This is a genomic window from Paenibacillus sp. JT31N11, from assembly GCF_056269285.1.
Window position 1 is genome coordinate 1 of record NZ_JBWDNQ010000012.1, and the last position, 24,860, is coordinate 24,860.

The following is a 24,860-nucleotide window of genomic DNA, read 5'->3' on the forward strand; positions in this document are numbered from 1 at the left end:
ACTGATGAAACGGCATGCTGGTGAGCGAAAAGCCCGAGCCCTTATCGCTCTTGCTAGCCGTTCTGTGGGTTCTAAGCAGGCCTTGCATGCCTACAAGCTTCACTTGAAGCAGCTTCTCGATGAGTACGATCTTGCTTGCCTGCAGTTAGAAACAGTAGAGACGGAGATTGTTGCCGTTTTAGAACGGATTCCATTTGCGAAATTTATGCTTGCTGTCAAAGGGATTAATGCCATTTCACTAGCCGGTATTCTGGGTGAGGCAGGGGATTTAAGCGGCTTTGTTCATGGGAATGCCTTACTGCGGCATGCCGGTCTCAATCTCGCAGAAGCCAGCTCAGGCAAATGGACGGGACAGATGAAGATTAGCAAACGAGGACGATCTCGCCTTCGACGATTTATCTTTATGATGACGATGAGTTTAGTCGCGAACAATCCGGAGTTTAAAGCGATGCATGCCTACAATGTATAGGTAAAGAAGATGAAGAAGATGAGGTCCATTATGAAGTTATGCGGCAAATTAGCAAGAATATTAGTTGGAATGGCTCGCAGCGGCGAGGCCTACAACGCTCCTAAAACGATGCCGATCCAGCAAGCAGCTTAATCGATACTTATTACCGTTATGTTGCACGAATTTTGGCTTATTCGCGGGATTTCAAAGAAAGCACGGCGTACCGGATGCGTTAAACCAAAGGGCACCGACCCGTAACGATAGCAAGACCGGCCTCCACCCCTTGGACAGGTGTAACGAAGGAATGAGAGGGCATAGACCCGTTGAGACATGGGAGTGAGAACCTCCAGGGGCGGCGTGGAGAATACGTGCAGGATATGGAAGAATATGGGGTTTCAATCTCCCCCCTCTATTTCCTCACGCCTTCATGTTGTCCAGGTCTATGAAGTGGTCACCCGAACGTCCTTCATACATGTCTAACAAGGGTGAAATCCTGCGAATAAGCGAGCATTCGTGAGAAAACTTAATCGTACCGAGGGAGCTCAATAAACTCGAAGAAACGGCAGTCAGCTAAAGGCTGTCGTTTTCTCAACTAAACCAGCTAATATCTTGTCAAGATTTTTCAATAAAAGCTGGGGAAGATGACGCTATACTAATTAGTATGCATGCCAAATAACCCTCCAATGATGAGTTGGAAGGTTTTTCACGGGTTTCGTTTGTTTTCCAATTAAATTAACTCGAGGAAAGCTTCTTTCCGTTAAGCATGGCAAAGATCCAATGCAGCAACTTGTTCACACAGGCGATCATCGCTACTTTGTGGGGTTTCCCCTCAGCCATTTTTTTGTCGTAAAAGGCTTTGAGTTTCTTACTCCCGGTACGCCTCAGCCCGCACAGTACCGCCATGTACAAGGCATGCCTGAGTCTGCTGGAGCCACGTTTTGTGATCCGATTCATTGTGGCAGTAAACTTACCCGAGATATGAACACTAGGATCAACGCCAACGAAGGCAACGAGCTTCTTTGGGTGATTAAACCGATCGATCTCACCAACTTCAGAGATAATCGTTGCCGCGATTTTTTCTCCGATGCCGGGGATGGATTGAATAATCTCATATTCCTCTACTTCATTAGCGAGAGTATCTATTTGCTTTTCGAGGGTCGATAGATGCTCTTTATAATGGAGCAGCATGCTGCTGTACATATGCATACACACAAATGACTTTGGTAGGGTGCTTTGCGAAATGGATTTCGAATTGCCGCTGCCATAAGGAGCTGTGCCTTTTCTCTAGCCCATTCTTCCGTGCGGCGAGTACATAAAGCCGCAATCCTCTCCGTTAATTTAGCTTCTCCGGCACTAAAAGTACAGCCTCAGACGCCGGGAATTCCAACAAGGTTTGCAGAGACACCGCAGCGTACAAAGCCCCGTATACGCCCTTAAACTCTGGGAACACCTGATCGTATACCGCTTGGAATTGAAGTTTGATCTGAACAAACTGACCCGTTACCGATTCATGTTGTCTTGTAAGATGGCGGAGGTTTAATAATTGCACTCCTCTAGTCTTAGTATCATACCAAGGTATAATATTGTCTAACCAAGTTAGGTGAGAACATAACAAAAATGATATAGACTTGTACGAACCACCAAACATCATTAAAGGAGTTTTCGAGTCCTAAAATATTCAATAACAACCGGGTAACATCGATTGTAAATGCTCCGGTTGCCAACCCGATCGGCAGGAAGATAGCCAGGACGACCCACACGTTGACATACAAATTTAAGACGCTCTTCAAGTTCTTTCCTAGTCGTTCGATGGAAGTGCCTACGGCATAGTTGAAAACGATTAGCACGAAAAAGGTGCGAACTACCCCTGACAACTACTAACATAACATCGTCCTAGACAGCCTTCTAAGGTATGTTCGAGCCATCCATGATCCTACCAAAACCGTTCAGAAGCCCACACAGCTCTTTTCATGTCTCATTTTAATTTGCCAACAAGCATACTTTTCGGCACGTTGAAAAATAGGCTTGTTTTGCGTGCCAAGATATCATAAAATAATTTTTGGTATGTTCCATGAAATGATCTATTGGGACGAAATATGGAGGGGGTATTGACGAGTTTCTGCAAAATATCAGAATCCAGAGCGGCAGTATAACGTCGTCAATAATCACATCCATTTGTTGGCTAACGAAGCACGATAGCAAATAACCTAAACAACGACAAGGTTGCCGATCGTTCTCCGAGGCAGCCTCGTTGTGGTTTCAAATAGAGAGTTTCCAACGTTCTCCGACCCGCAACGAGGACATCACAACACGTTCTTCTACCTCATTCCTATAAGCCATATTCAGGATTCCGTCGTAGACGGACAGGGTATCAATAATTAACGGGTTGACAGATGTGAGGGACATACTTATTATTTAAGTAAACGTTTACGTTCAAAGTAAAGAAGGTTTTGATATGATACCAACCATTAAAGATGTAGCAAAAGCAGCTAATGTTTCAGTCGCTACGGTTTCAAGAGTTCTTCATAATCTCTCAGGTTACTCGGATAACACAAAACAAAAAGTGTTAGAAGCGATTGAGGAGCTAGGGTATCAGCCCAATGCCATTGCAAGGGGACTGATCAATAAGCGGACCCAAACGATTGGCGTTTTATTTCCTAATGTCTCTAGCCATTTTTCCGCCGGTTTGCTGCATGGGGTCGAGGAAGTTGCCCATGAAAAAGGCTTCAGCGTAATCGTATGCAATACGGATGGAAAGAGGACGATGAAATATTTGCAGGTGCTTCGGGAGAAGCAGGTAGATGGAATTGTCTTCGCGAGTGAGGAACTGAAGGATGAATATTATCAGGTGCTCAAAGACATGAGAGTTCCTGTCGTTCTGGTGAATAACCAATCTCACAAACACTTGATTCCTTATATTAAAGTGGATGATCGTCAAGCCTCTTATCAAGCGACAGAATATTTGATTCAGAAAGGCCATCGCGAAATTACCATGATTGCTGGCACGCAATCGGATCCCATAGCGGGACTTCCCCGGGTAGAAGGATATTGTCAGGCTCTGTCGGATAACGGCATTGCATTCCATGAATCTCGAATCGCCTACGGTGATTTCCTCTTGGAAGGCGGCCGTAAAGCGATGAGAAAGCTGCTGGATGAGGTAGCACCGTTTACAGCCTTGTTTGCGGCTAGCGATGAAATGGCGATTGGAGCCATGGGAGTCGCGCTCGAGAGGGGTATCCGTATTCCTGAAGACCTATCCATCATCGGTTATGATGACCTCGTTATCGCCCAAATGGTGTTTCCTGCTCTGACGACCATTCATCAACCATTGAATAATATGGGAAAGTTGGCTTCAGAGAAGCTCATTTCAATGATCGAGACCTCGAATCCCGTAACGAGCAGCATTGTGATGCATCATATTGTGGAAAGGAAAACTGTTAGGGAATTGAAACCTCACCTTTAGGGAATCATTAATAAGGAAGATATTCCGTTTTTTAGCGTTGAATCAGAGTTTTTTAAGGTGGTGAGGTTATCGATAGGTAATCGTTTACGTAAACAATTTAACATAAAACTTGGAGGGTAATGGACATGCGAAAGATAACATCGATAGTTCTTGTAAGCGCACTCCTTTTGTTGGCACTTGCCGGATGTGGAAGCAGTACGAAGGACAATAACGAGGGAAGCACCAATGCTGGGAGTTCCGCTGCCGGGGCTGACACCGGGAAAACAGTAAAACTGGAATTCTTCCAAAACAAGCCGGAAGCGAAAGCAACCTTTGACAAATTAATAAAAAAATTCAACGACGCCAATCCTAACATTGTCGTAACCCAAGTGAACCCGCCGGATGCGGAAACCGTCCTTAAAACTCGAGTGGCGAAAAAAGACGTACCCGACATCATTGGAATGGGTGCGACGGCTACTTACGCGCAGCTGGCCAATTCGGGATTATTCACAGATTTTACCGGTGATCCATTAACTACTAACCTTCAGCCCGCATACGTCGATATGTTGAAGAAATTAACGGGATCAGACCAACTGAATGGAATTCCGTTTTCCGCCAACGCAAGCGGGATCATTTATAACAAACAAATTTTCACGGACCTGGGTCTAACGATTCCTACAACCTGGGATGAATTAGTCACGATGGCTCAAAAAATTAAAGATGCCGGTAAAACTCCCATCTACATGACGAACAAAGATTCCTGGACGGTACTTAACTCATTCAACTCCCTTTCCTCCATTGTTGGAATCGATTTTTATGCAAAACGTGCGGAAGGCTCCGTTAAATTCGACAGTCCCGAGTTTCGTGAAGTCGCCGACAAGCAGTTGAAGCTGCTTGACTTCGGCCAGAAGGATATGGCAGGAAAGACTTACAATGACGGTAATGTCGCATTCGCTAAAGGCGAATCCGCCATGTATTTGCAAGGGGTATGGGCGATTCCGGAAATTCTCAAAGCCAACCCACAAGTTCAACTGGGCGTCTTCCCGTTCCCGGCAACGAATGATCCTGCTCAGAATAAAGTACTCTCAGGTGTGGATACGCTGTTGACCATTTCCAAGGATACCCCGAATCCAGAAGAAGCCAAAAAATTCATCACGTTCCTTCTGCAGCCTGAAAATATCCAATCGTACATCGATGAGCAAAAAGCATTCTCTGCTATAAAAGGCGTGAGTCAATCCGATGCAAGCGTGCAAGGTCTGAATACTGCATTCGAAAGCGGCAATATCGTTGATTTCTCGGATCATTACATTCCGACCGCTGTTAAAGCCGACACGATCATTCAAAGCTTTTACGCAAAGAAAGACGTGGATGCTTATGTGAAAGAGCTTGATACCGAATGGGATAAAGTTGCAAGTCGTAAGTAAGATTGCGGCTAAGATGGAGGAAGAGCGTCGTATGACGCTCTCCTCTTTTAACTAAGGAGGTTCATCATGACCAGACGACAAGCCGCGTTCTATAGTATGACCGTTCCGGCGCTTCTCCTGTTTTTCCTACTCCATACATATCCGGCCTTGCAAGGCATTTTTTATTCCTTTACGAACTGGGATGGTTTCAGCGAAGGATACCGTTTTATCGGATTTAACAATTACACCGCTTTGTTTAAGGACGACAATGTTCTAAACTCCTACTTATTTACTTTTAAGTATGCTCTAGTCATCACCGTCTTAATTAACGTCTTGAGTCTATTGATTGCACTCGGCCTCAACTCGCGCATTAAATTCCGCAATTTATTTCGAGGCATTTATTTTTTGCCTAATATTCTTGGGGTTCTAATCATTGGTTATATCTTTAATTACATTTTTTCTAATGTCTTCCCTCTGCTTGGGGAGAAATTAGGCAGCGATGTCCTGTCCTCCAATATTCTGGGCAACGAAAAATGGGCATGGGTAGGAATCGTCATCGTATCTGTCTGGCAGGGTATCGCATTTAACACGATTTTGTATTTGGCAGGACTTCAAACGATTCCGAAGGATCTCTACGAAGCATCTGATTTAGACGGTGCCGGAAAGTGGACAACGTTTTGGAAAATTACATTCCCTATGCTTGCTGGCTTTTTCACGATCAATATGGTGTTAGCCATGAAAAATGGCCTAATGGTGTTCGACCAGATCGTGGCTCTTACCGGCGGAGGTCCCGGCCGGGCGACTCAATCGATTGCTTTGTTGATTTACCAAGGAGGCTTTCAAGGCGGCGAATTCGCCTATCAATCCGCCAATGCCGTCATTTACTTTATCGTGATCGTCGCCATTTCCATTACCCAGCTTAAATTTTTGCAGAAACAGGAGATGGAATCGTAATGAACAAAGAACATTCCACGAACTGGGGAGTCACGTTATTAATCGCCATTGGTTCTGTGTTGATATTAATTCCATTATATATGACGATATCCATTGCCCTTAAGAACCCCGAGGAAATGGCGAATTCGATCTTTGCGCTGCCTACGGGGCTGCACTTCGAGAATTTCGCAAATGCGATCAAAGCGACGAATTTCTTCGGCGCTCTCAAGAACAGCACGATCATCACCGTATGTTCCGTGGGTATCATACTGCTCACTAACTCGCTCGTTTCTTACGCGGTTGCCCGCAATATGGACAAGAAATTTTTTAAGGGGCTTTACTTTTATTTTATCAGCGCGATGTTCATTCCGTTCCAAATCATTATGCTGCCAGTGGTCCAGCTGACGACGAAATTGCATATGAACAACATCCCCGGATTGGTCATCCTTTACATTGTTTATGGACTCGCATTCAATGTATTCGTATATGTCGGGTACATTCGCTCCATTCCGATTGAACTGGAAGAAGCAGCTACGGTAGATGGCGCTAGCACATATGGAACATTCTGGCGCGTGATTTTCCCTCTACTTGCGCCGATTAACGCAACGATAGCCATTTTGAGCTGTCTGTCGACATGGAATGATTTCATGCTGCCGCTTATCATTTTGGGTAAGCCGGAATCCTATACGCTTCCGCTCGTTCAGTATGTTTTCCAAGGACAGTTCAGCACTGATTTCAACCTTGCCTTCGCTTCCTACTTGCTTGCGCTGGCACCGATGGTTGTCGTCTATTTGTTCGTTCAGAAATGGATTATTAACGGGATTACCCAAGGCGCCGTGAAGTAAGAGATCAGAGATCGGCGGCAATAAATAGGAGATTTATTAAGAAGAGAACATGGTGGAAAGAAAGCGTCGTCCAATCACGACGGGCAGCCATTAGAATCGACGAGGGTTCCAAAGTCACCGAGCCATAGTCCCATTCCAACCCGCTAGCTATGCGGGTCTTTTTTTATTTTCGTCATCACCCAGATCGTCTATGACAATAAAGGTCAAGGAAGCCGCTCATTGGGCGCGTTCAACTGCCGTCATTTCCCGGGCCAGGTGCAGCTGACGTTATGACCGTTTACATTCATCGCCTATCTATCCTCCGTAAATGGGTAATACCAGCGTAACTGACACCACTTGCAATCGTATGGATTAAATTGCGAATTTATTAATTAACTCGTTATATTCGATTTGAGCATCCGTAATTGCCAGCTTCGAATAAACTTCCAACGATCAGAGCGTCATCGATGCCTTGCTTTTTAAGCCAGGTCAAAATGGCGCAATTTGTGGGAAGATAGGTTTATCTTACGAATGCCTCTATCCGTGTATTTCTTCTTCCAGGATGACTCGAACAAATAGTAAACGATTAATATTATGAGCTTAGAAATCACAGCTTCTACGTACCATGAGTAACCGTTTTTAATCACGTTGGTAACTATTCATTCAGATGCAGACATTATCAATAGAGAAGCGATCATTTCCTTTCGGAAACGATCGCTTTATTTTATCCTCGACTATAGAGATGGTCACAAATGGCATTAGATACGGCTAGACAGTTACTTTCTTTGCCAGACGCGCTGCCGCTTTCTTGGGCCTCATTTTTTGCTTTATCCAGCACGTTTGCTTTGTCAAGCAAGTTTGTACCTTGAGCTCGGATAATTTGGTAATCCTTAACGCCGAGGAAGTTAAACATAGATTTGAGGTACTTGTGTGAGAATTCGTTATCTGCATACCAGTCGTTATTCGTGTAGATACCGCCACTTCCTTGAATCACGAGTAGACTACGTCCGTCAGTTAGCAAACCTACTCCGCCATTTTCCGTATATTTGAACGTTTCGCGGGCGATCATGATGTTATCCATGTAATCCTTAAGCCGGGAGGGGATATTCCAGTTGTGAAGCGGCATGATGATCACGTATTTTTTCGCGCTATTGAATTGCTGCAAAATTCCGTTCATTTTGATGCTAACGCGTTTCTCTTCGTCCTTCAACTCTCCACCAGATGCAAATTTCCCCCAAGCGCTCAGAACGGTGCTGTTAACTTCCGGAATTTCTTCGCCATACAGATCAATTTGCTCGATCGATTCGTTCGGATTCATCTTGCGGTAGTTCTCAATAAAATGTTTGCCGACTTCAAGACTAACTGAATCAGGGGAATCAACAGTGGCATGCGCATTGATAACAAGTAATCTTTCCATTTTCCCACTCCTAAATTTGTTTTTAATTGGCGATGTATTTAGTCGCCGATACCATTCGACTCCAATATACAGCAATGCCGATTTTCCAGTGCTAGAACATTAAGGATAAGGGCTATCCATATCGCAATCGCGACTGTTCAGACTGTACAGTTTCCACGAGCTCCTGCTCAATTAATTTAGTTATGCTCCAAGCCGAAGAGACTATGCAAAATTATTTACGCAGTAAGAAATTGTCCTGGCTGGAGGAGGAGTTGGATTCTGTTTTGCCCGCGGAGACACGTAAGGATGCACGGGCCTTCTTTGCAAAGGACGATTCCATAAACAAAAGCGAATAAAAATATCAATAATGAGCATAACATCCGCAATATACAAAACATAGCAGACCGACGTTCAGGGCAATATCTAGCATCGGCAGGCGACATCTGGGACGCCTTTGTAACTTTAAAAATTCTTAAACTTCGTAAGATAAGCAATTAATTTTAAAAAATTAAAATTTAGTCATTTGCCGGTTATACAGTTAATGGAGGGTGTTTATGAAAAGATGACAGTTGTCTTAATTTACGGTTACTACCCTGAACTGAGTCCGAGTAAGTGTGACTGGAAACACTTAACGAGGCTGGTGTTACACTAGTCGATTCTGGGCACATGCCCGGCGCAAATATGACGAAGCGTTAAAAGCGTTGCCGGAAAAGAAGGGGTAATTGGACATGGCGGCGGGTCAGGGCTGATGTAACGCACAATATTTTCTTTAATGATTATGATCTTGTTAATAAATGCTTATTTGCCCACCAAAGTACTTAACGCCTGAAATATAAAAAAACAAAAATGATTATAGACGGTAATTTAGGAAAAAAAGTACACTTTGCATGAAAGCCAAAGAGACGATTCCTAATTAAAGGAGGAGAACAATGGTTCAAGAAACGTTTGATCAACATGTTGCGGTAGTTTGGGGTTCAACTGATACGGTTGCTTCAAAAAGAGCAGTAAACTGGGCTTTGGGATACTTCGTGAATTCATTAAAAAAGCATGACGTCGTCTTATATGAGGCTAATCAAGTGGAAGATGTTCCGCGTGGTGTACTGTGTGTTATCGTATCAGATATGAATACACAGCCAGCTCAACAAATTGTCCAAAAAGCTGGAGTTACCATTCCCGACAGAGCTGAATCATTTGGCATTGTCAGAGAACTATGGAACGGACATCCCTGCTTAGTTGTGTCCGGAACGGATACTCGGGGCTTTGTCTACGCTTTGCTTGAACTTGCAGATCGAGTAAATCATTGCTTTGATGCAGTTGGTGAATTAAATAAGATCACTCGTCTTGTGGATCAGCCGACCACTCCCATTCGCAGTGTAAAGCGACTTTTTTCCAATGAAGTCGAAGACAAACCTTGGTTTTATGATAAGAACTTCTGGAATGAATACTTGACGGAACTAGCCACTCACCGGTTTAATAAATTTAACTTAGCTTTAGGTATGGGACATGATAACGGTCATGATCCGAATATGCAGGATAATTACTTTTGCTTTGCGTATCCGTTCTTTGTCTCTATTCCTAATTATAACGTTTATGCTCGAAGGCTTCCGACCAAAGAGCGTGAACATAATTTGGAAATGCTTCGGTTTATTAGCCGAGAAGCTAAGCGCAGAGGAATTCAGTTTCAGTTAGCCCTTTGGACTCATGATTACAACATTAGTGATAGCCCCGATCTCAACTATGTTATTGAAGGTATTACTCCAGAGAATCACCCAGCCTATTGCCGTGATGCATTGGCCGCTTTACTAAATGAATGTCCAGATATTGATGGAATTACATTAAGGGTTCATTATGAAAGTGGAATTCCAGAGCCCGCGCATGAGTTTTGGAAGGTTGTTTTAGATGGAGTTCTCCAAACGGGACGACAACTTGAGATCGACCTCCACGCAAAGGGAATATATAATGAGATGCTTCAAGTGGCGCTGGATACGAAAATGCCGATTATAGTTTCCGCCAAATACCATGCAGAACATATGGGATTACCATACCACCAGGCTGCAATTCGGGAACTAGAACGGGTCGTGCCGGAGTCAACAGGGCTTCCTAAAGAATGGTCAACAACCTTTGGGGAAAGACGATATACCCGCTATGGATATGCTGACTTTTTACGAAATGACCGTCCTTATGGTTTAATATATCGAATTTTCCCAGGAACACAGCGACTATTGTTGTGGGGGGATCCTGCTATTGCTGCGGGTTATGGACGCTATGGAAATTTCGACGGTAGTCAGGGAATAGAAATTATGGAACCGCTTAGCTTTAAGGCAAGAAAAGGTTCTGGATACCCGGACGCACGAGACCCATATGCTGATCCCGCTCTTCAACTAGGGAACAACGATGCTTGGAAGAAGTATTCTTATTATTATAGATTATGGGGTAGACTACAGTACAATCCGGAGGCCGATCCTGAAACTTGGCACAGATACCTTAAGAGTGAATTTGGTGAAGCTTCCAAAGCTTGTGAAGAATCACTTGCTTTCGCGAGTCGAATTCTTCCACTTATCACTTCTTCCCATCTTCCTTCTGCAGCACATAATGGCTATTGGACAGAAATGTATACCAATATGACCTTGATCAAAGGGGGAAAACCTTCACCTTATGGAGATACCCCGAAGCCTAAAACATTTGGCTCAGTTAGTCCATTAGATCCTGCCCTCTTTTATGGTATAGACGAATTTGCGGATGACATTTTGCAGGGCAAACCCAAAGGTAAGTATTCTCCAATTCATGTTGCCAACCGTCTTGAGCATTTGGCAAATAAGGCGGAACTTCAATTGAAAGAAGCAATGGCAGTCATCCATGATCCCCAGTTACCTTCTTTCCGTCGATTATACATTGATGTTGCTGCTCAAATCGGAATAGGCCGTTTCTTTGCAAATAAATTCCGTGCGGGAGTAGCATACGCACTGTTTGAGCGTACAGCCAACCAAGAATTACTTCAGCGAGCAATAAGTTCTTACAATGCAGCAAAAAATGCATGGCTCCAAATTATAAATGCAACCAAAGACGTATACCGAGAAGACATTACATTTGGCTTTAAATCTCACATGCGAGGACATTGGAAAGATCGGCTGAGAGATATTGAAGATGATATTACTGCTTTGGAATCAAAATATAACCAAATAAAAGAGCAAAGCACTAACGAAAATAATGAAATTAAAGACGTACTGGAAGGTTTACAAATTGACTCTACGCTGACTCGCCCAGACTACTATCATTCTCAGCCCGGACCTTTCCAAAGGGGAGAACAGGTAGAGATTAAAATTAAGTTTCCAGACGATAGTAAAGGGATACGTGTAACCTTGCACTACCGTCATATTAACCAATCTGAAACGTATGTTGTAGCGGAAATGCAGGGAGCGGAAAACGAATATAAAGCGGAAATCCCAGGTAACTACACAGATTCAAATTACTCGCTCATTTATTTTTTTGAATTGATAAATGGCGCGGGAGAGGCCTGCATTGTCCCGGGATTTGAAGAGGATCTATCCAATCAACCTTATTTTACGCTGAGTCAACAATAAAACATGAGGAGGTCCGACTATGACTTTCAAGCGCGGCATTAGCTTGATGATTGCCTGCATGATGTTTATCACAATATTAGTGGCTTGTAGTAGTGGTACGGAGACAAACACGACAAGCAGCTCGGCTCCTGATTCAAATAATTCCAATAATGGTAAAGACGAAACGAAAAACTCAACAAATGCATCAAAAGAAGAACCGCTTAAACTTAATATATTTAATTTGTTCGATGGGAATGAGCCACCAGTTAATGGAGAAGTTCTGAATCGAATTCAAAAATTTACAAACACCACTTTGCAAATCAACTGGGCTCCCGGAAGTAATTATTCAGAAAAGGTTAACTCCATTCTAGCATCAGGTGACTTACCTTCATTGTTACTGATTACAGATCAAAAAGCACCTACCGTTGTTAATGCTATACAAGCAGGAGCATTTTGGGAAATCGGTCCGTACCTAAAAGACTTTCCTCATCTAAACAAAATTAATCCACTAGTTCTCGATAACATTAAAGTGGATGGAAAGTTATATTCGATTCCGAGGACACGTCCGATTGTGAAGGATGGGTTTATATTTCGCCAAGACTGGTTGAATGATCTAGGCCTACAGCGACCGCAAAACTTAGATGAGCTGTACAATGTCATTAAAGCGTTTACACTAAATAATCCTGATAAAAACGGACAGAATGACACCGTAGGTCTCGCAGAAATGAAAGACCTTAATCGGTTTGATTATCTCGTGACGACCATTGGAGGCGGCAACGGTTGGGATGTGGTTGATGGCGAGGTAACACCGACCATGTTCTCCAAAGAATATTTTAGAGTCCTGGATTTTTACCATAAATTATATGCAGAAAAGTTGATGAACCAGGATTTTGCTTTGATTGACTTAGCAGGAATATGGGATCTTGTTAATAAGAATAAAGCGGGGATGATTTTTTCCGACCCAGAACAGATCACCTATTTCGATCCTTTGAAAAAAATTGAACCCAAGGCTGTTATGGGGACTTTCGCTGGTTTGGAGAAAGAAGAAAAGGGTGTTCGGTCCAAACTGAATACCGGCAATAATGGCAGCTTCTTTATCTCGAAATCAGCAGTTAAAACGGAAGCAGATTTGAAACGGGTCCTGAAATTTTTGGATGATTTGTGTAGCGACGAAATTCAAAATTTATTTGTCTGGGGAATTGAAAATGTTCATTACACCATGCAGGATGGTAAAGCCACTCGCACACCCGAACAGAATGATGCTTACCAGAAGGAGGTTTATCGCTGGGAACGTGGTCTTAGAATTAGAGATATTAATGAGGCAATAGAAGGAAATCTTACCCAGGAACAAACAGAATACAATCAGGTCATTAAAACCATGACAGAAAAGCTGGTCCCGAACCCTGTAATTACCTTCATTTCTCCAACTTACTCACAAAAAAGTGGACAGATGGACATAATATGGAAGGATGCACGGACGAAGTATATACTGGGACAAATCGATAAAAAGGGATGGGACCAGGCTTTAGAGGATTGGGAAAACGCAGGCGGTAATCAAGTCATAAAAGAAATGAACGATTTGTATGCGAAGGCCGCAAAGTAATCGAATTAACTGAATTTTTTCTGAGGTTTCTTCTCTGGACTTAAGGGTTCAGAGAAGAAACTTCGAATATGCTTCAAGGAGGTGCGTTGATGGAAATAAAGCAGCAAATCACACAGAGCAAAAAATATTGGACTTGGGGAAGGAAAGTACAACAGATTTATAAGCGCAAATGGCTGTACATGTTACTATTACCTGGATTTATATATTTTATAATATTTAAATATTTGCCGATGTGGGGGGTATTGATTGCCTTTAAAAATTACTTGCCCTACACAGGTTTCCTCGGAAGCCCGTGGGTAGGATTTCAACATTTTGAACGTTTATTTATGGACCCGACGTTTTGGGCTCTGTTTCGGAACACCTTTATTCTTTCTATTTTAAATATCCTATTATTTTTTCCGCTTCCTATTATTATAGCTTTGTTATTAAATGAGCTGAAAAATGAATTGTTACGACGTTTTGTTCAGACCGCTATTTACGTACCGCATTTTATTTCGTGGGTCGTTGTAGTAGGAATGACATATGTACTCTTAGACATGGATAAAGGCATTGCTAATCAACTAATTACTACATTTGGTGGAGAACAAATTAACTTTTTGCTAAGTAAGGAATGGTTTCGACCTTTATATATTATGGAGATTATCTGGAAGGAAACAGGGTGGGGAACCATCATTTTTATGGCGGCTCTTTCTGGTATAGATCCATCCCTGTATGAAGCATCTAAAATAGATGGCGCCAATCGATGGCAGCAGCTGCTGCATGTTACCTTACCGGCCATTCGCAGTACCATCGTAATCCTGCTTATTTTGCGGTTGGGTACTTTCTTAGATACTGGTTTTGAACAAATCTTTCTAATGATGAACGCCACGAATAGGGAAGTAGCAGAAGTATTTGACACCTATGTATACGCTATTGGTTTGCAGCAGGGACAATTTAGTTATAGTACAGCAGTCGGACTATTTAAATCCGCTTTTGGTCTGATTCTAATTGTATTTGCCAACTCATTTGCGAAAAGGCTTGGTGAAGAGGGGGTGTTATAAACATGCAGCGGCAAGAATCGTGGGGTAGTCGTTTGTTTGACTTGGTGAATATCGTAGTGAGCATATTAATTGCTATGATCACATTTCTACCATTTTTATATATTATCGGCTCTTCTTTTACGGCTACACAAGAATATTTAAGTAAACCAATTGTTTGGTTTCCAACCCAGTTTTCACTTGATGGATACCGATATATATTCTCCACAAGTACATTTACGAACAGTATAGGAATATCCATTTACGTCACGGTATTAGGTACACTATTGAATTTAGCATTTACCTACACCATGGCTTATCCGCTGGCCAAAAAAGACTTAATCGGCCGTCAATATTTGATGGGTTTTATCGTTTTCTCCATGTTATTTAATGGAGGCATGATACCAACGTACTTGATTGTAAAAAGTGTAGGCATTCTGAATACGCTGTGGTCCTTAATGCTTCCAGTTTTAATCAGTGCATTCAATTTAATTATTATCAAAAACTTTTTTCAACAAATACCGGAGGAACTGGAGGAGGCATCTCGGATAGACGGATGCAGTGATCTTGGTGTTTTAATCAGAATTATTCTGCCTTTATCCAAACCTGTCCTTGCGACGTTTGCTTTATTTTATGCGGTCGCTCATTGGAATACGTTTTTTCACGCGATATTGTATATCAACGATAACCAGCTCTGGCCCGTTCAAGTATGGCTAAGACAGGTTGTCATTACTTCATCCGGTGGACTGGGGGATCTTAATGCAGTAGATAGTGATTTCGTTACTCCTCCCTCTAATATCATCAAGATGGGAGTCATCGTAGTAGCTACAATACCGATTTTGATCGTTTATCCGTTTTTACAAAAGCATTTTGCCAAAGGTGTTCTTCTTGGCTCAGTTAAGGGTTAAGAAAGGATGGATTATCATTGAACAATTTCATGAGTAGCTTACGGGGAACGCCTTATTGGTCATTAATTGATGGATTGTAATAGTAAGTGCGACAGCTAAAAACAAAGAAGTACATGAATGGATTCGTGTAAAATGAAGTCATTACAACAACCATTTTCACAGGAGGGTTCTCGAACGATCGATGGAGGAGTGATGACGACCAAGTTGCTGACCATGGCTCTCGTCGACCAACCAAGCCGATGCAACGTCTCTAGTTGCCCACATTCGATTATGCTAAGATGGGAGTAGCTCATGTTGGGTTAACTCGATACGGTCTTGCCCAGTTGTGGGCAGAGCAAGGCTTTGCGCAGCTACCTTCATTGAGCGAAAAACTCTGCTCTCTACTTCGCTGTGAAAATGTCGGATCGCACAGCTCGATATTATGGTTTACTTTGCAGATGCCGTATTCATCTTGACAGCGTGGTTCCAATGAGAATGCCAATGGACTGCTACGCGACTTCTTCCCTGAAGGATACGATTTGCTAGGGTATCGGATGAAGAACTGGCAGAGGCTATTCGCCTCATCAACCATCGCCTCCGTAAATGTCAAGCTGGAAATCTGCTTACGAAGCATTCACGGATGAGCTGTCGCACTTAGCTTGACAATCCGTTAATTCAATAACGAGTGTAAAGGGATATTTCCGGATCAAGATCATATTTTGCTTGGAATGCTCCCGGGATTTTGAAAATTCTCACCCCCAGTTGATCTTTGGAAATTGAAGTTGCACGGATTAGGTTACGTGCGAACAACTCCAATGTAAGGCCTGACGGGAAATAGCTAGCATTCATGGTGAATACGCTTACAGATAGACCAGGGTATGGCCGCGGACTAGGCTTGCTTAGTTTGGATGTCAGAGCAATGGGAATCGCCTATCCCCCAAAAAAGGTAAGAGTTACGGATTTCTGAGGAGGTGAGTGCTGATGGGATCTGATAAATTTGTTGGCATCCAACTTGGGTCACACAGTGTCTTTGATGAAGGAGCAGATCATTGTCTAGATATCCTTCAAGAGACAGCTGGTGTCAATGCTGTTTTTGTCTATCAGAATCATTATTTCAATTTTGTCAGACGAGAACAGGATGCCTTGGCAAACGACCACGGTCTGAAAGCAAAGTCCGATCTGGACCGAAACCTGACAATGTTATGGAATTCTCCTGATGAAAAATATTTCGCTGGCACTTTTTTGCGACATCAACGATCGCCAGATAAAGAGATGTATGCGGACCAAGATGTGTTTGCTGAAGTGATACCTCCTGCTCATAAAAGAGGGATTAAAGTATATGGACGTATTTTGGAACCGTTCAACAGTATAACATCCAGATACTTGGACAATTACATCAAAATATTATCCGTTGATTTCAACGGAATGATTTATGAAAACCCTTGTTGGAATAATGAGAATTACCATAACTGGTGGTTATCCACCATAGAAGATCTGTTTAAGCGGTATCCATTGAATGGATTTAAATATGGTTCAGAACGACCAGGGCCGATATCACAACTGCTTGGAGGGAAGCGGGTAGGCTGCTTCTGTCAAACGTGCCAGGCAAGAGGGTACCAACAGGGAATTAATGTAGAGAGAGCAAAAGTAGGATTTCAAGTCCTCTTTGAATGGATTCGTGATTTGAAAATGGGAAGAGCTGATGCTTCAGAAGGCATCATCCTTACTACCTTGCGCATTTTTATGGAATATCCAGAGATTCTACAGTGGGATAAATTCATGCATGAATCTCGCGAACAATTGACTGCTAAGCTTTCAGGTGCTGTGAAGCTACTAAATAACGAAGCTGAATTCGGAGTTCACATTCATCAATCTATTAATACGTGGGATATATCTTATAAGATACGTCTAAATTATACTGATATGAGTAAATATGTAGATTTTATTAAGCCTTCTGTATATTTTGATATAGCAGGGCTTCGATTAAGGGAATATTTAGAACGAAAGGCGGAAACTATTATGCAAGAGCTAACGCCAAATCAAATCCTTGACCTGTTTTATACTGTGTTGGGTTATAAGGCTGATACTCAGCCGGGTTGGGAACAATTAACTGAGCAAGGCCTCTCGGAACATTATACGTATAGAGAAATAAAGCGCTGTGTTGATGCCGTAAAGGGTAATGCAAAAGTATACGCTGGCGTTGGTTTCGATGTCCCTTGGAAAGAATCGTATTTTGAGAGCAAACCCGATGCGGTTTACACACATATTTGTAAGGCATTAGAAGCGGGAGCAGAAGGAGTACTTCTATCACGGGAATATGACGAAATGCGTCTAGAAAATCTCAAAGCGGTGGGCAAAGCAATTCGAAATTCAATTTAAAAACAAAATGGTAAAGCTGTTGGGCACTTTTGAGAAGGATGATGATAGGTAGGGTGATAGTGAAATGAAAAAATATTTTTCGATGTATTTCACTCAATTATTACTGCTATGTCTTCTAATCGGCTCGATTCCGATTGTTGCCCAAACTTTCTTCTCTTACATAAAGTCATCCAATTTAGTTCGAGAAAAAGTGGAGCAGAGCAATGTATCCTTCCTAAGGCAATCACAGATGCATATCGAACAACGCTTGCAAAACATTGAAACTGGAATCATTCAGTTCTCTAGCTCCCCCGTTGTCAGCCAATCTATGCAAACCGCATTAACCTCAAAGCAATTTTTATTAGCAAACGAATTATTCAGCGGCATCTCAGAGCAGCAAATTTTTCAATATGGGGTTCAAAATATTTTTCTTATCAATACTAATTATAATTGGATTTTGGATACGGGAGTTCATAACTTAATTGAAACGGGGAAGAAGGCAGTGTATCTTCAGTTACTTCAAGATTCCCGTCCCTCATTTTGGATTATGAATGATGAATATTTACCTCCTTACGTAGGTGGGGATAATTCGAGACAGCATTTGTTGCTAGTTCAAAAACTTCCGATATGGTCGAAGTCCCCACAGGGACTAGTTATTGCTGAACTCTATGCTGACGAATTAAACAAGATCCTCATTAATGAAGGAGACAATCGCATCACTCTTGTTTTAGACGAAAATCATCGCATTATTGCCCACTCACCGACGGACCAATTTCGGTTATATACGAATTTAGAGGCATTAGAAAAAAACGAATTAGAATTAACGAAAGAAGGTTATTTTGAGGAAAACCTATTTGGTACTGTGAGGGGGATTAATTATGTAAGATCAACTTACAACGGATGGACGTATTTATCCATTATTCCTTTAGGAGAACTTAAACGAGAAATACGTAGTGTGGGCTTTTTATCATTAATATTTGCAACAATTATCCTGTTGTTTACTTTCATAATTTCCTACTTCGGAACCAGACGCATGTACGCTCCAATCAACTTAATGATGAAACAATTGACGATTTTAGACCCGAAGGTTAAGAAAAAAAGAAACGAATTTGAAATCATTAGAGAAAGAATTGGTTTTATTCTTAAAGACCATAAAGCCATGGACGAGAAGACACAATATTATTTCAATCATCTGAAAAACTATTTTATCCATCGTTTGTTGAAAGGGGACCATCTGAGTGCTTCTGATACATACGAATATATGAATCGGTATAATCTTTCAGGTGATTGTGAAAGGTTTTCCGTAAGTGTTATGCAGATTGAAGATATGGATAAATCCCGTTATTCTCAAAAGGATCGAGATTTACTTATGTATGCTGTTCAAAATATTGCTGAAGAATTGTTTACAAGTGATGTCCGGTTTGGATCGGTGCTGGTAGATCATTATTTCGTAGCTATTTTCAAACATAGAAGTTCTTCTCCTGAACAGATTAAAAAAGAGGTATATGACATAGCTGAGAAAATTCAAGCAACTGTATCTAAATATTTAAAATTAGTCCTAAGTGTTGGGATTAGTCGTCCTTATGAATCTATCGAAGCTTCGCACCAAGCGTATAAAGAAGGTTTGGAGGCTTTAAAATATCAGGTACAATTCGGGAGGAAGGCTGTACTCTATTTGCAGGAATTACAACCTGCTGAACAAAATGTCGTTCGATATCCAATACCTCAGTTACAAATATTGAGCGAATCCATAAAAGTTGGAGATGCTAAGCAAGCAAAGGAGACATTGCATAAAATTGTATGGGAGTTACCTAATGAAAATGTAACTTTACAGGAATACCGATTTGTTTTACTGCGTTTGGTCATCGATATTCTTAAAATACCTGCTGATCTCGACATTTCCACTTATAATATAGTGAAAGAGGATATCATTGAGATTGACCATATCCTAACTAAAACGCGTGAAGAAATGGTGAACTGGCTAGATCTCGAATTAGTCAATCCGATAATTAAAGCCATTCATTCAAACCGAAATGCACAACGTATTCGCATTATCGACGAAGTAATCCGTATTATTCGTTTAGAATATGAACAGGATCTGACATTAGAATCTGTATCGGCGCGGTTGGATGTTCATCAGATGTATATAAGAAGGCTGATGAAACAAGAAATGGGGACTAGTTTCAGTCAGTATCTCTCGAATTTTCGACTTCAAATCGCGAAAGAATGGCTTGCAAACACCGACATGAAGGTTTTAGATATTTCAGATCGTTTATGTTATAACAATCCTCAAAACTTTATTCGATATTTCCGTAGGATGACAGGTATAACACCAGGACAGTATCGGGAGGACATAAGCACCTCTAAAAGATAACCTGTTCCATTTCGTTATAGAAGACATCCATTTCGGCTGGAATGGACCGAACTGACGGAATTCCGACCTTCATAAGCAATAGGCGGGAGATTCGGGAGGAAGAGTTGACGTCAGGATAACCTGTGCATTCCTGTTGGCAGCTGGAGAAGCACTGCAAGGTATGCGAAGTGGTTACTATAGCGTTCCTTTCGATCTTCTTCAGTCTAATATCTGAACTGATTTTGTGAGGTATTTCGCTCAACTAACTGGGCATGATAGCTCGGCACATTCAGACTTCAGACTAGACGATTAATCCCCGATGGCTAGTGACCATCGGGGTTTTTTGTTTATTTTTGAGATGCTGTTCCACAAAAACGCATTCTTCGGGGGGAACATCGGTGAAGGTTTGAATAATCGGTTGTCGAATAGTCCGGCCTTCATGGAGCCGCCATTCTGTAAAGTGAAAATGTAATGTATGACGTAACGCTACGATAAAGGGAGAGAGTTGGTTGTGGTTTTCGATGGAGGCATATGCGAACTGCTCCGAATGGTTACAGGTCCAAGACACATTTGCTAAGTATAGTCGGCCTTCCGGCAGGGTATATACGTAATGTAAGCCACCCACACCGTGCGTGAGCATAATACGAACCAGCAGGATAAGGATATAAAGGAATACTGGGGAATGCACGCATAATCGGGAAATAAAGTGGAAGCCTATTAGAATAAAGAATATACGAAGATCCATTCTGGCATTTGAGGGGGGATGTATTTGTCCGTGTGGGAATCCATGATTAATAAATCCAGACAACGATCCAATCAGATCCAAGACTCCAATCAGCCACAAACACTTTCTGTTCCACCCAACAAGATCATGGAACAGTTAAAGGATGAACCTACTCATCAGTCGATTGACGAAATGGTGCTTTTCATGCAGGAATTGCTGAAGAACAGCGATGACTTCGTTATCCGCTTATTCGATATTCACGGCTATTATCCGGCAGTTCTGTTCTATTACTTTAGTTTGGCGGACAAAACAGAAATCATTGAAGATGTGCTGTGGCCTCTAATGAAAATTGTGGAGACGGAAGAGGAGGATCGTAAAAGTCCGAAGCAGCTCGCTGACATGATAAAACGTCAGATACTAACGTATAGTCCAATCAAGACAACTTCCAGGCTCAGCGAGCTGGTGGATGGGGTTTCCAGAGGTTCATTGGTTCTGGCTATAGATGGCCTGGATGAAGTATTCATTATGCGTTGCACGAACATTGGGAAAAGGGCGATAAATCAACCTCCGACCGAACAGGTGATTCAAGGACCCAGAGAAGGCTTCATCGAACATCTGACCGATAATCTGGCTTTGATCAGATATCGGCTGATGACGCCTGATTTGCGGGTGAAGGTTATGACTCTTGGTCGGGTGACCAAAACTGACGTAGCGATTACCTATTTGGATGGAATTGTGAATCCGGAGCTGGTTGAGGAAGTAGAAAAGCGATTATCCAATATTGATATCGATGGAATCATGGATGCCGGGTACCTGGAGCAGTTCATTGAGGATAACTATCTGTCTCCTTTTCCCCAGGTTCAAAATACGGAGAAACCGGACAAGGTAGTCGCCAATCTACTCGAGGGCAGAGTTTCCATCCTGGTTAACGGAACGCCTTTCGCGCTTATTGTGCCAGCTGTGTTTAATCAGTTCTATCAGGTAACGGAGGACTATACAACGCGCTTTCTGCAAGGAAGCTTTATCAGGCTGGTTCGCGTGATTGCTTTGTTGTTCTCCCTGATTTCTCCTGCTTTGTATGTTGCCATCATCTCCTTTAATCCCGAACTAATCCCGACGGAGTTCGCGGTTGCCGTAGCGGGGGGAAGAGCCGGGGTGCCTTTTCCAGCGTTTATTGAAGTACTCATTATCGAGATATCGATGGAGGTGCTGCGTGAAGCAACTATTCGGCTGCCCCAGCAGGTTGGGGGAGCATTATCGATTGTAGGTGTGCTGATTATTGGCCAAGCCGCGGTTGCTGCCGGATTCGCAAGTCCTATTACCGTTGTCGTTATCGCGCTGACAACGATCGGGTCGTTCGCAACACCCGCCTATAATTCCGCGTTCGCACTGCGTATGCTCCGATTTCCGCTCATCCTCATGGCTGGCATGTTTGGTCTTTACGGTGTGGTGATTGGTTTGATTGTAATCGGGAATCATATGCTATCCTTGAAATCCTTTGGAGTACCGTACATGAGTCCGGCGGTTCCGGTTGAGTTGCAAGGGTTCAAAGACTTGGTTACACGTGCTCCAATCTGGTCGATGAAGAAGAGGCCTACCATGCTGCTTTCTCCTGATCCGACCCGAGTAGGGGGAAAGTCGGAGCCCAATCGTAGAGAGCAATCAAATGTACTTGATCCGATGCAGGAGCAGAATCGGAAGGGAGGGATCAGTACAGGACCTAGTCAGGTAACCCTGATTCAGGAGAAGCCATTATCACAAGAACCATCAATGGGGTAGGTGTGCTGGAACTTCCCCGGATGGCGGAAAGTCCCATATATCGGAGGAAACAGCTATCAGTTTGATGTTAGCTCCTTCGAGAACTTTCTGGACACGGTAACTATTTCTCAACAATTCGCACTATAGGATGATGATTCCGCTGCGCTCAATCAGCCAGCTGATCGGTGCAAAGGTGGGCTATGCTATCAAGAGCGAGACAGCCACGATCAGTATGGATGGTAAGACGGTCAAGCAATGTACATACATAAAACAAAAATGCCACACTTTAGGGGGCATTCAATGTATGTATGTATGTATATATGTATGTATGTATGCGATGCCGATAAAAGTGGTCAACCAGTAAAAACTGGCTGACCTCATAATACGAACGGGTACGATAGCTCAATAAACAGTTAATGAAGCTGCCGGCAAGAACGGCAGCTTCATTACGTTAAACCAGCTAATATCTTGTCAAGATTTTTCAATAGCCTTGAGCGAAATTGATGCTATACTAATTAGTATGCATGCCAAATAACCCTCCAATGATGAGTTGGAAGGTTTTTCACGGGTTTCGTTTGTTTTCCAATTAAATTAACTCGAGGAAAGCTTCTTTCCGTTTAAGCATGGCAAAGATCCAATGCAGCAACTTGTTCACACAGGCGATCATCGCTACTTTGTGGGCTTTCCCCTCAGCCATTTTTTTGTCGTAAAAGGCTTTGAGTTTCTTACTCCCGGTACGCCTCAGCCCGCACAGTACCGCCATGTACAAGGCATGCCTGAGTCTGCTGGAGCCACGTTTTGTGATCCGATTCATTGTGGCAGTAAACTTACCCGAGATATGAACGCTAGGATCAACGCCAACGAAGGCAACGAGCTTCTTTGGGTGATTAAACTGATCGATCTCACCAACTTCAGAGATAATCGTTGCCGCGATTTTTTCTCCGATGCCGGGGATGGATTGGATAATCTCATATACCCAGACCGATTACGTTCATTCCTGCATCACCCTTCATACCTGTATTTGCCGGTAGCCCCCTAGTCCTTCTTGCAATGTCATAGCTTCGCTTGTTATTCGAGATCGTTGTCTCAACCAGCCTCAAACATGTTTCTACAAGTAGGGGGGTGAACAGTTTAGCACACGTGATCACGGCCCCACGGGCAGTTACGTTCGACCCCGGCTACCGTAACTAAGCCTCTTAAAGACAAAAGAGGTCAACCAGTAAAAACTGGCTTACCTCATAATACGAATGGGCAGTTTAGCATTGTAACAGGGATTGTGATTGAGAACCCGAATAACTAAGGGAAATGGAAAGCGCCATCGTTGCTTCAAAATCAATTGGTTAAATGACCTTCGTTGTGAGGCTGGAGCAGCATTATACATTTTCAATTCCATAAAAAGAAATTAGGCTTCCATTAAAAAATGGCAGCCTATTGATGTTTGTTTCAAGATGAGTTATCGCCCTTTTGTTATCAGGTAATAAAAGGCGACGTTTATTGTTATGCTAGTCCTGCAAATAATGTATCCAAAACACGGTTTGCAAATTCAATTCGTTCTTCTTGAGACTCCTCTTTACCTAAAAAGTTCAACTGGAACGCATGTTGAAAGCAACTACCCAGCAATAAATCCGCTGCGGCTCTCGAATGTATTTCCCCCCGGATTCTGCCAAGGTATTTCTCTTTCAACAAATAGGCTTCCACGGCTTCGTTAGCCCTGTGCGGACCTTCGTTTCGCAATGTAAAACCTTCTCGGTGACGATGCAAAATTTCAGGTTCCGAGAAAATAGAACAGATCAAGGACATGGAATTGTTGAAATCCTCCAGCGCCGCAAGAGCTACCTGCTCTAAGTTTTTTCGCACCGTTTCGTTACCAGCAAGGCTCTGTAGTGATGTTAAGGTACTCATAAAATTTTTCAATTGTCCCCGTAAAACATGGAGAAATATATCTTCTTTGCTTTTAAAATGATTATATAACGATCCTTCAGAGCAACCGGCTGCCCGAGCAATTTCCTTAGTCGTAGTTTTGGCAAGTCCGTTTGTTAATAACACTCGCTCGGCTGAAAGCTTCGGCTTCCGTGACAACGGCGAAATCTTCGAAGATGAGCTAATAACCGCATTGCGACTCTTCAATGCACCATTTGGAGTATGCACCCCATGA

Annotated in this window: 14 protein-coding genes and 5 pseudogenes; 14 read left to right on the forward strand and 5 right to left on the reverse strand. The window is 42.6% G+C overall.

Annotation, left to right across the window (positions count from 1 at the left end):
• Positions 1-601: pseudogene (locus AC0YNV_RS29855) on the forward strand (transposase); the annotation flags it as partial.
• 579 nt (positions 602-1,180) lie between these two features.
• Here the strand turns inward: AC0YNV_RS29855 and AC0YNV_RS29860 are convergent.
• Positions 1,181-2,069: pseudogene (locus AC0YNV_RS29860) on the reverse strand (IS110 family RNA-guided transposase); the annotation flags it as partial.
• An 834-nt stretch (positions 2,070-2,903) separates the two neighbouring features.
• Here AC0YNV_RS29860 and AC0YNV_RS29865 point away from each other — a divergent pair.
• The 4 genes from AC0YNV_RS29865 (at position 2,904) to AC0YNV_RS29880 (ending at position 7,071) form a co-directional block, all read left to right on the forward strand.
• Positions 2,904-3,911 (forward strand): LacI family DNA-binding transcriptional regulator, encoded by a 1,008-nt coding sequence (locus tag AC0YNV_RS29865; RefSeq protein ID WP_475771281.1) that lies wholly within the window; start codon positions 2,904-2,906, stop codon positions 3,909-3,911.
• 125 nt (positions 3,912-4,036) lie between these two features.
• The gene (locus tag AC0YNV_RS29870) at positions 4,037-5,314 is read left to right on the forward strand and encodes an ABC transporter substrate-binding protein (protein ID WP_475771282.1); all 1,278 of its coding nucleotides are present in this window, start codon (positions 4,037-4,039) and stop codon (positions 5,312-5,314) included.
• 66 nt (positions 5,315-5,380) lie between these two features.
• The gene (locus tag AC0YNV_RS29875) at positions 5,381-6,247 is read left to right on the forward strand and encodes a carbohydrate ABC transporter permease (RefSeq protein ID WP_475771283.1); all 867 of its coding nucleotides are present in this window, start codon (positions 5,381-5,383) and stop codon (positions 6,245-6,247) included.
• Positions 6,247-7,071, forward strand: coding sequence for a carbohydrate ABC transporter permease (locus AC0YNV_RS29880; RefSeq protein WP_475771284.1), 825 nt, complete (start codon positions 6,247-6,249; stop codon positions 7,069-7,071). The genes AC0YNV_RS29875 and AC0YNV_RS29880 overlap by 1 nt, the downstream gene beginning before the upstream one ends.
• A gap of 703 nt (positions 7,072-7,774) precedes the next feature.
• Here the strand turns inward: AC0YNV_RS29880 and AC0YNV_RS29885 are convergent.
• Positions 7,775-8,467: an FMN-dependent NADH-azoreductase gene (locus tag AC0YNV_RS29885; RefSeq protein ID WP_475771285.1), complete on the reverse strand. Its 693-nt coding sequence runs from the start codon at positions 8,465-8,467 to the stop codon at positions 7,775-7,777.
• 908 nt (positions 8,468-9,375) lie between these two features.
• Between AC0YNV_RS29885 and AC0YNV_RS29890 the strand changes: the two genes are divergently transcribed.
• The 4 genes from AC0YNV_RS29890 to AC0YNV_RS29905 all read left to right on the forward strand — a co-directional run bounded on the left by AC0YNV_RS29890 (position 9,376) and on the right by AC0YNV_RS29905 (position 15,533).
• Positions 9,376-12,027, forward strand: a complete 2,652-nt coding sequence (locus AC0YNV_RS29890) for a hypothetical protein (protein WP_475771286.1) — start codon at positions 9,376-9,378, stop codon at positions 12,025-12,027.
• A 19-nt stretch (positions 12,028-12,046) separates the two neighbouring features.
• Positions 12,047-13,609 carry an extracellular solute-binding protein gene (locus tag AC0YNV_RS29895; RefSeq protein WP_475771287.1) on the forward strand — a complete coding sequence of 521 codons (1,563 nt, stop codon included), beginning with the start codon at positions 12,047-12,049 and terminating at the stop codon, positions 13,607-13,609.
• Positions 13,610-13,698: 89 nt separating this feature from the next.
• Positions 13,699-14,649, forward strand: coding sequence for an ABC transporter permease (locus AC0YNV_RS29900; RefSeq protein WP_475771288.1), 951 nt, complete (start codon positions 13,699-13,701; stop codon positions 14,647-14,649).
• 2 nt (positions 14,650-14,651) lie between these two features.
• Complete coding sequence (locus AC0YNV_RS29905; RefSeq protein ID WP_475771289.1) at positions 14,652-15,533, forward strand: carbohydrate ABC transporter permease; 882 nt, start codon at positions 14,652-14,654, stop codon at positions 15,531-15,533.
• 174 nt (positions 15,534-15,707) lie between these two features.
• On the opposite strand, the pseudogene AC0YNV_RS29910 reads toward AC0YNV_RS29905, so the two are convergent.
• Positions 15,708-15,826: pseudogene (locus AC0YNV_RS29910) on the reverse strand (IS30 family transposase); the annotation flags it as partial.
• Between the two features lie 10 nt (positions 15,827-15,836).
• Between AC0YNV_RS29910 and AC0YNV_RS29915 the strand changes: the two are divergent.
• From AC0YNV_RS29915 to AC0YNV_RS29935, 5 genes and pseudogenes are all read left to right on the forward strand, one after another.
• Positions 15,837-16,175, forward strand: a pseudogene (locus AC0YNV_RS29915) (transposase); the annotation flags it as partial.
• Between the two features lie 318 nt (positions 16,176-16,493).
• A complete protein-coding gene (locus AC0YNV_RS29920; RefSeq protein WP_475771290.1) occupies positions 16,494-17,891 on the forward strand; it encodes a hypothetical protein in 1,398 nt (465 codons plus the stop codon).
• Positions 17,892-17,955: 64 nt separating this feature from the next.
• Entirely contained in the window at positions 17,956-20,244 is a 2,289-nt protein-coding gene (locus AC0YNV_RS29925) for a helix-turn-helix domain-containing protein (RefSeq protein WP_475771291.1), read from the forward strand.
• Positions 20,245-21,094: 850 nt separating this feature from the next.
• On the forward strand, positions 21,095-22,726 hold the full coding sequence (locus AC0YNV_RS29930; protein WP_475771424.1) for a spore germination protein: 1,632 nt from the start codon (positions 21,095-21,097) through the stop codon (positions 22,724-22,726).
• 130 nt (positions 22,727-22,856) lie between these two features.
• Positions 22,857-23,069 carry a hypothetical protein gene (locus tag AC0YNV_RS29935; protein ID WP_475771292.1) on the forward strand — a complete coding sequence of 71 codons (213 nt, stop codon included), beginning with the start codon at positions 22,857-22,859 and terminating at the stop codon, positions 23,067-23,069.
• Positions 23,070-23,291: 222 nt separating this feature from the next.
• Here AC0YNV_RS29935 and AC0YNV_RS29940 read toward each other — a convergent pair.
• Both AC0YNV_RS29940 and AC0YNV_RS29945 read right to left on the reverse strand, forming a co-directional pair.
• A pseudogene (locus AC0YNV_RS29940) lies at positions 23,292-23,678 on the reverse strand (transposase); the annotation flags it as partial.
• A 524-nt stretch (positions 23,679-24,202) separates the two neighbouring features.
• Positions 24,203-24,784 (reverse strand): TetR/AcrR family transcriptional regulator, encoded by a 582-nt coding sequence (locus AC0YNV_RS29945; protein WP_475771293.1) that lies wholly within the window; start codon positions 24,782-24,784, stop codon positions 24,203-24,205.
• Between the last annotated feature and the right edge of the window lie 76 nt (positions 24,785-24,860).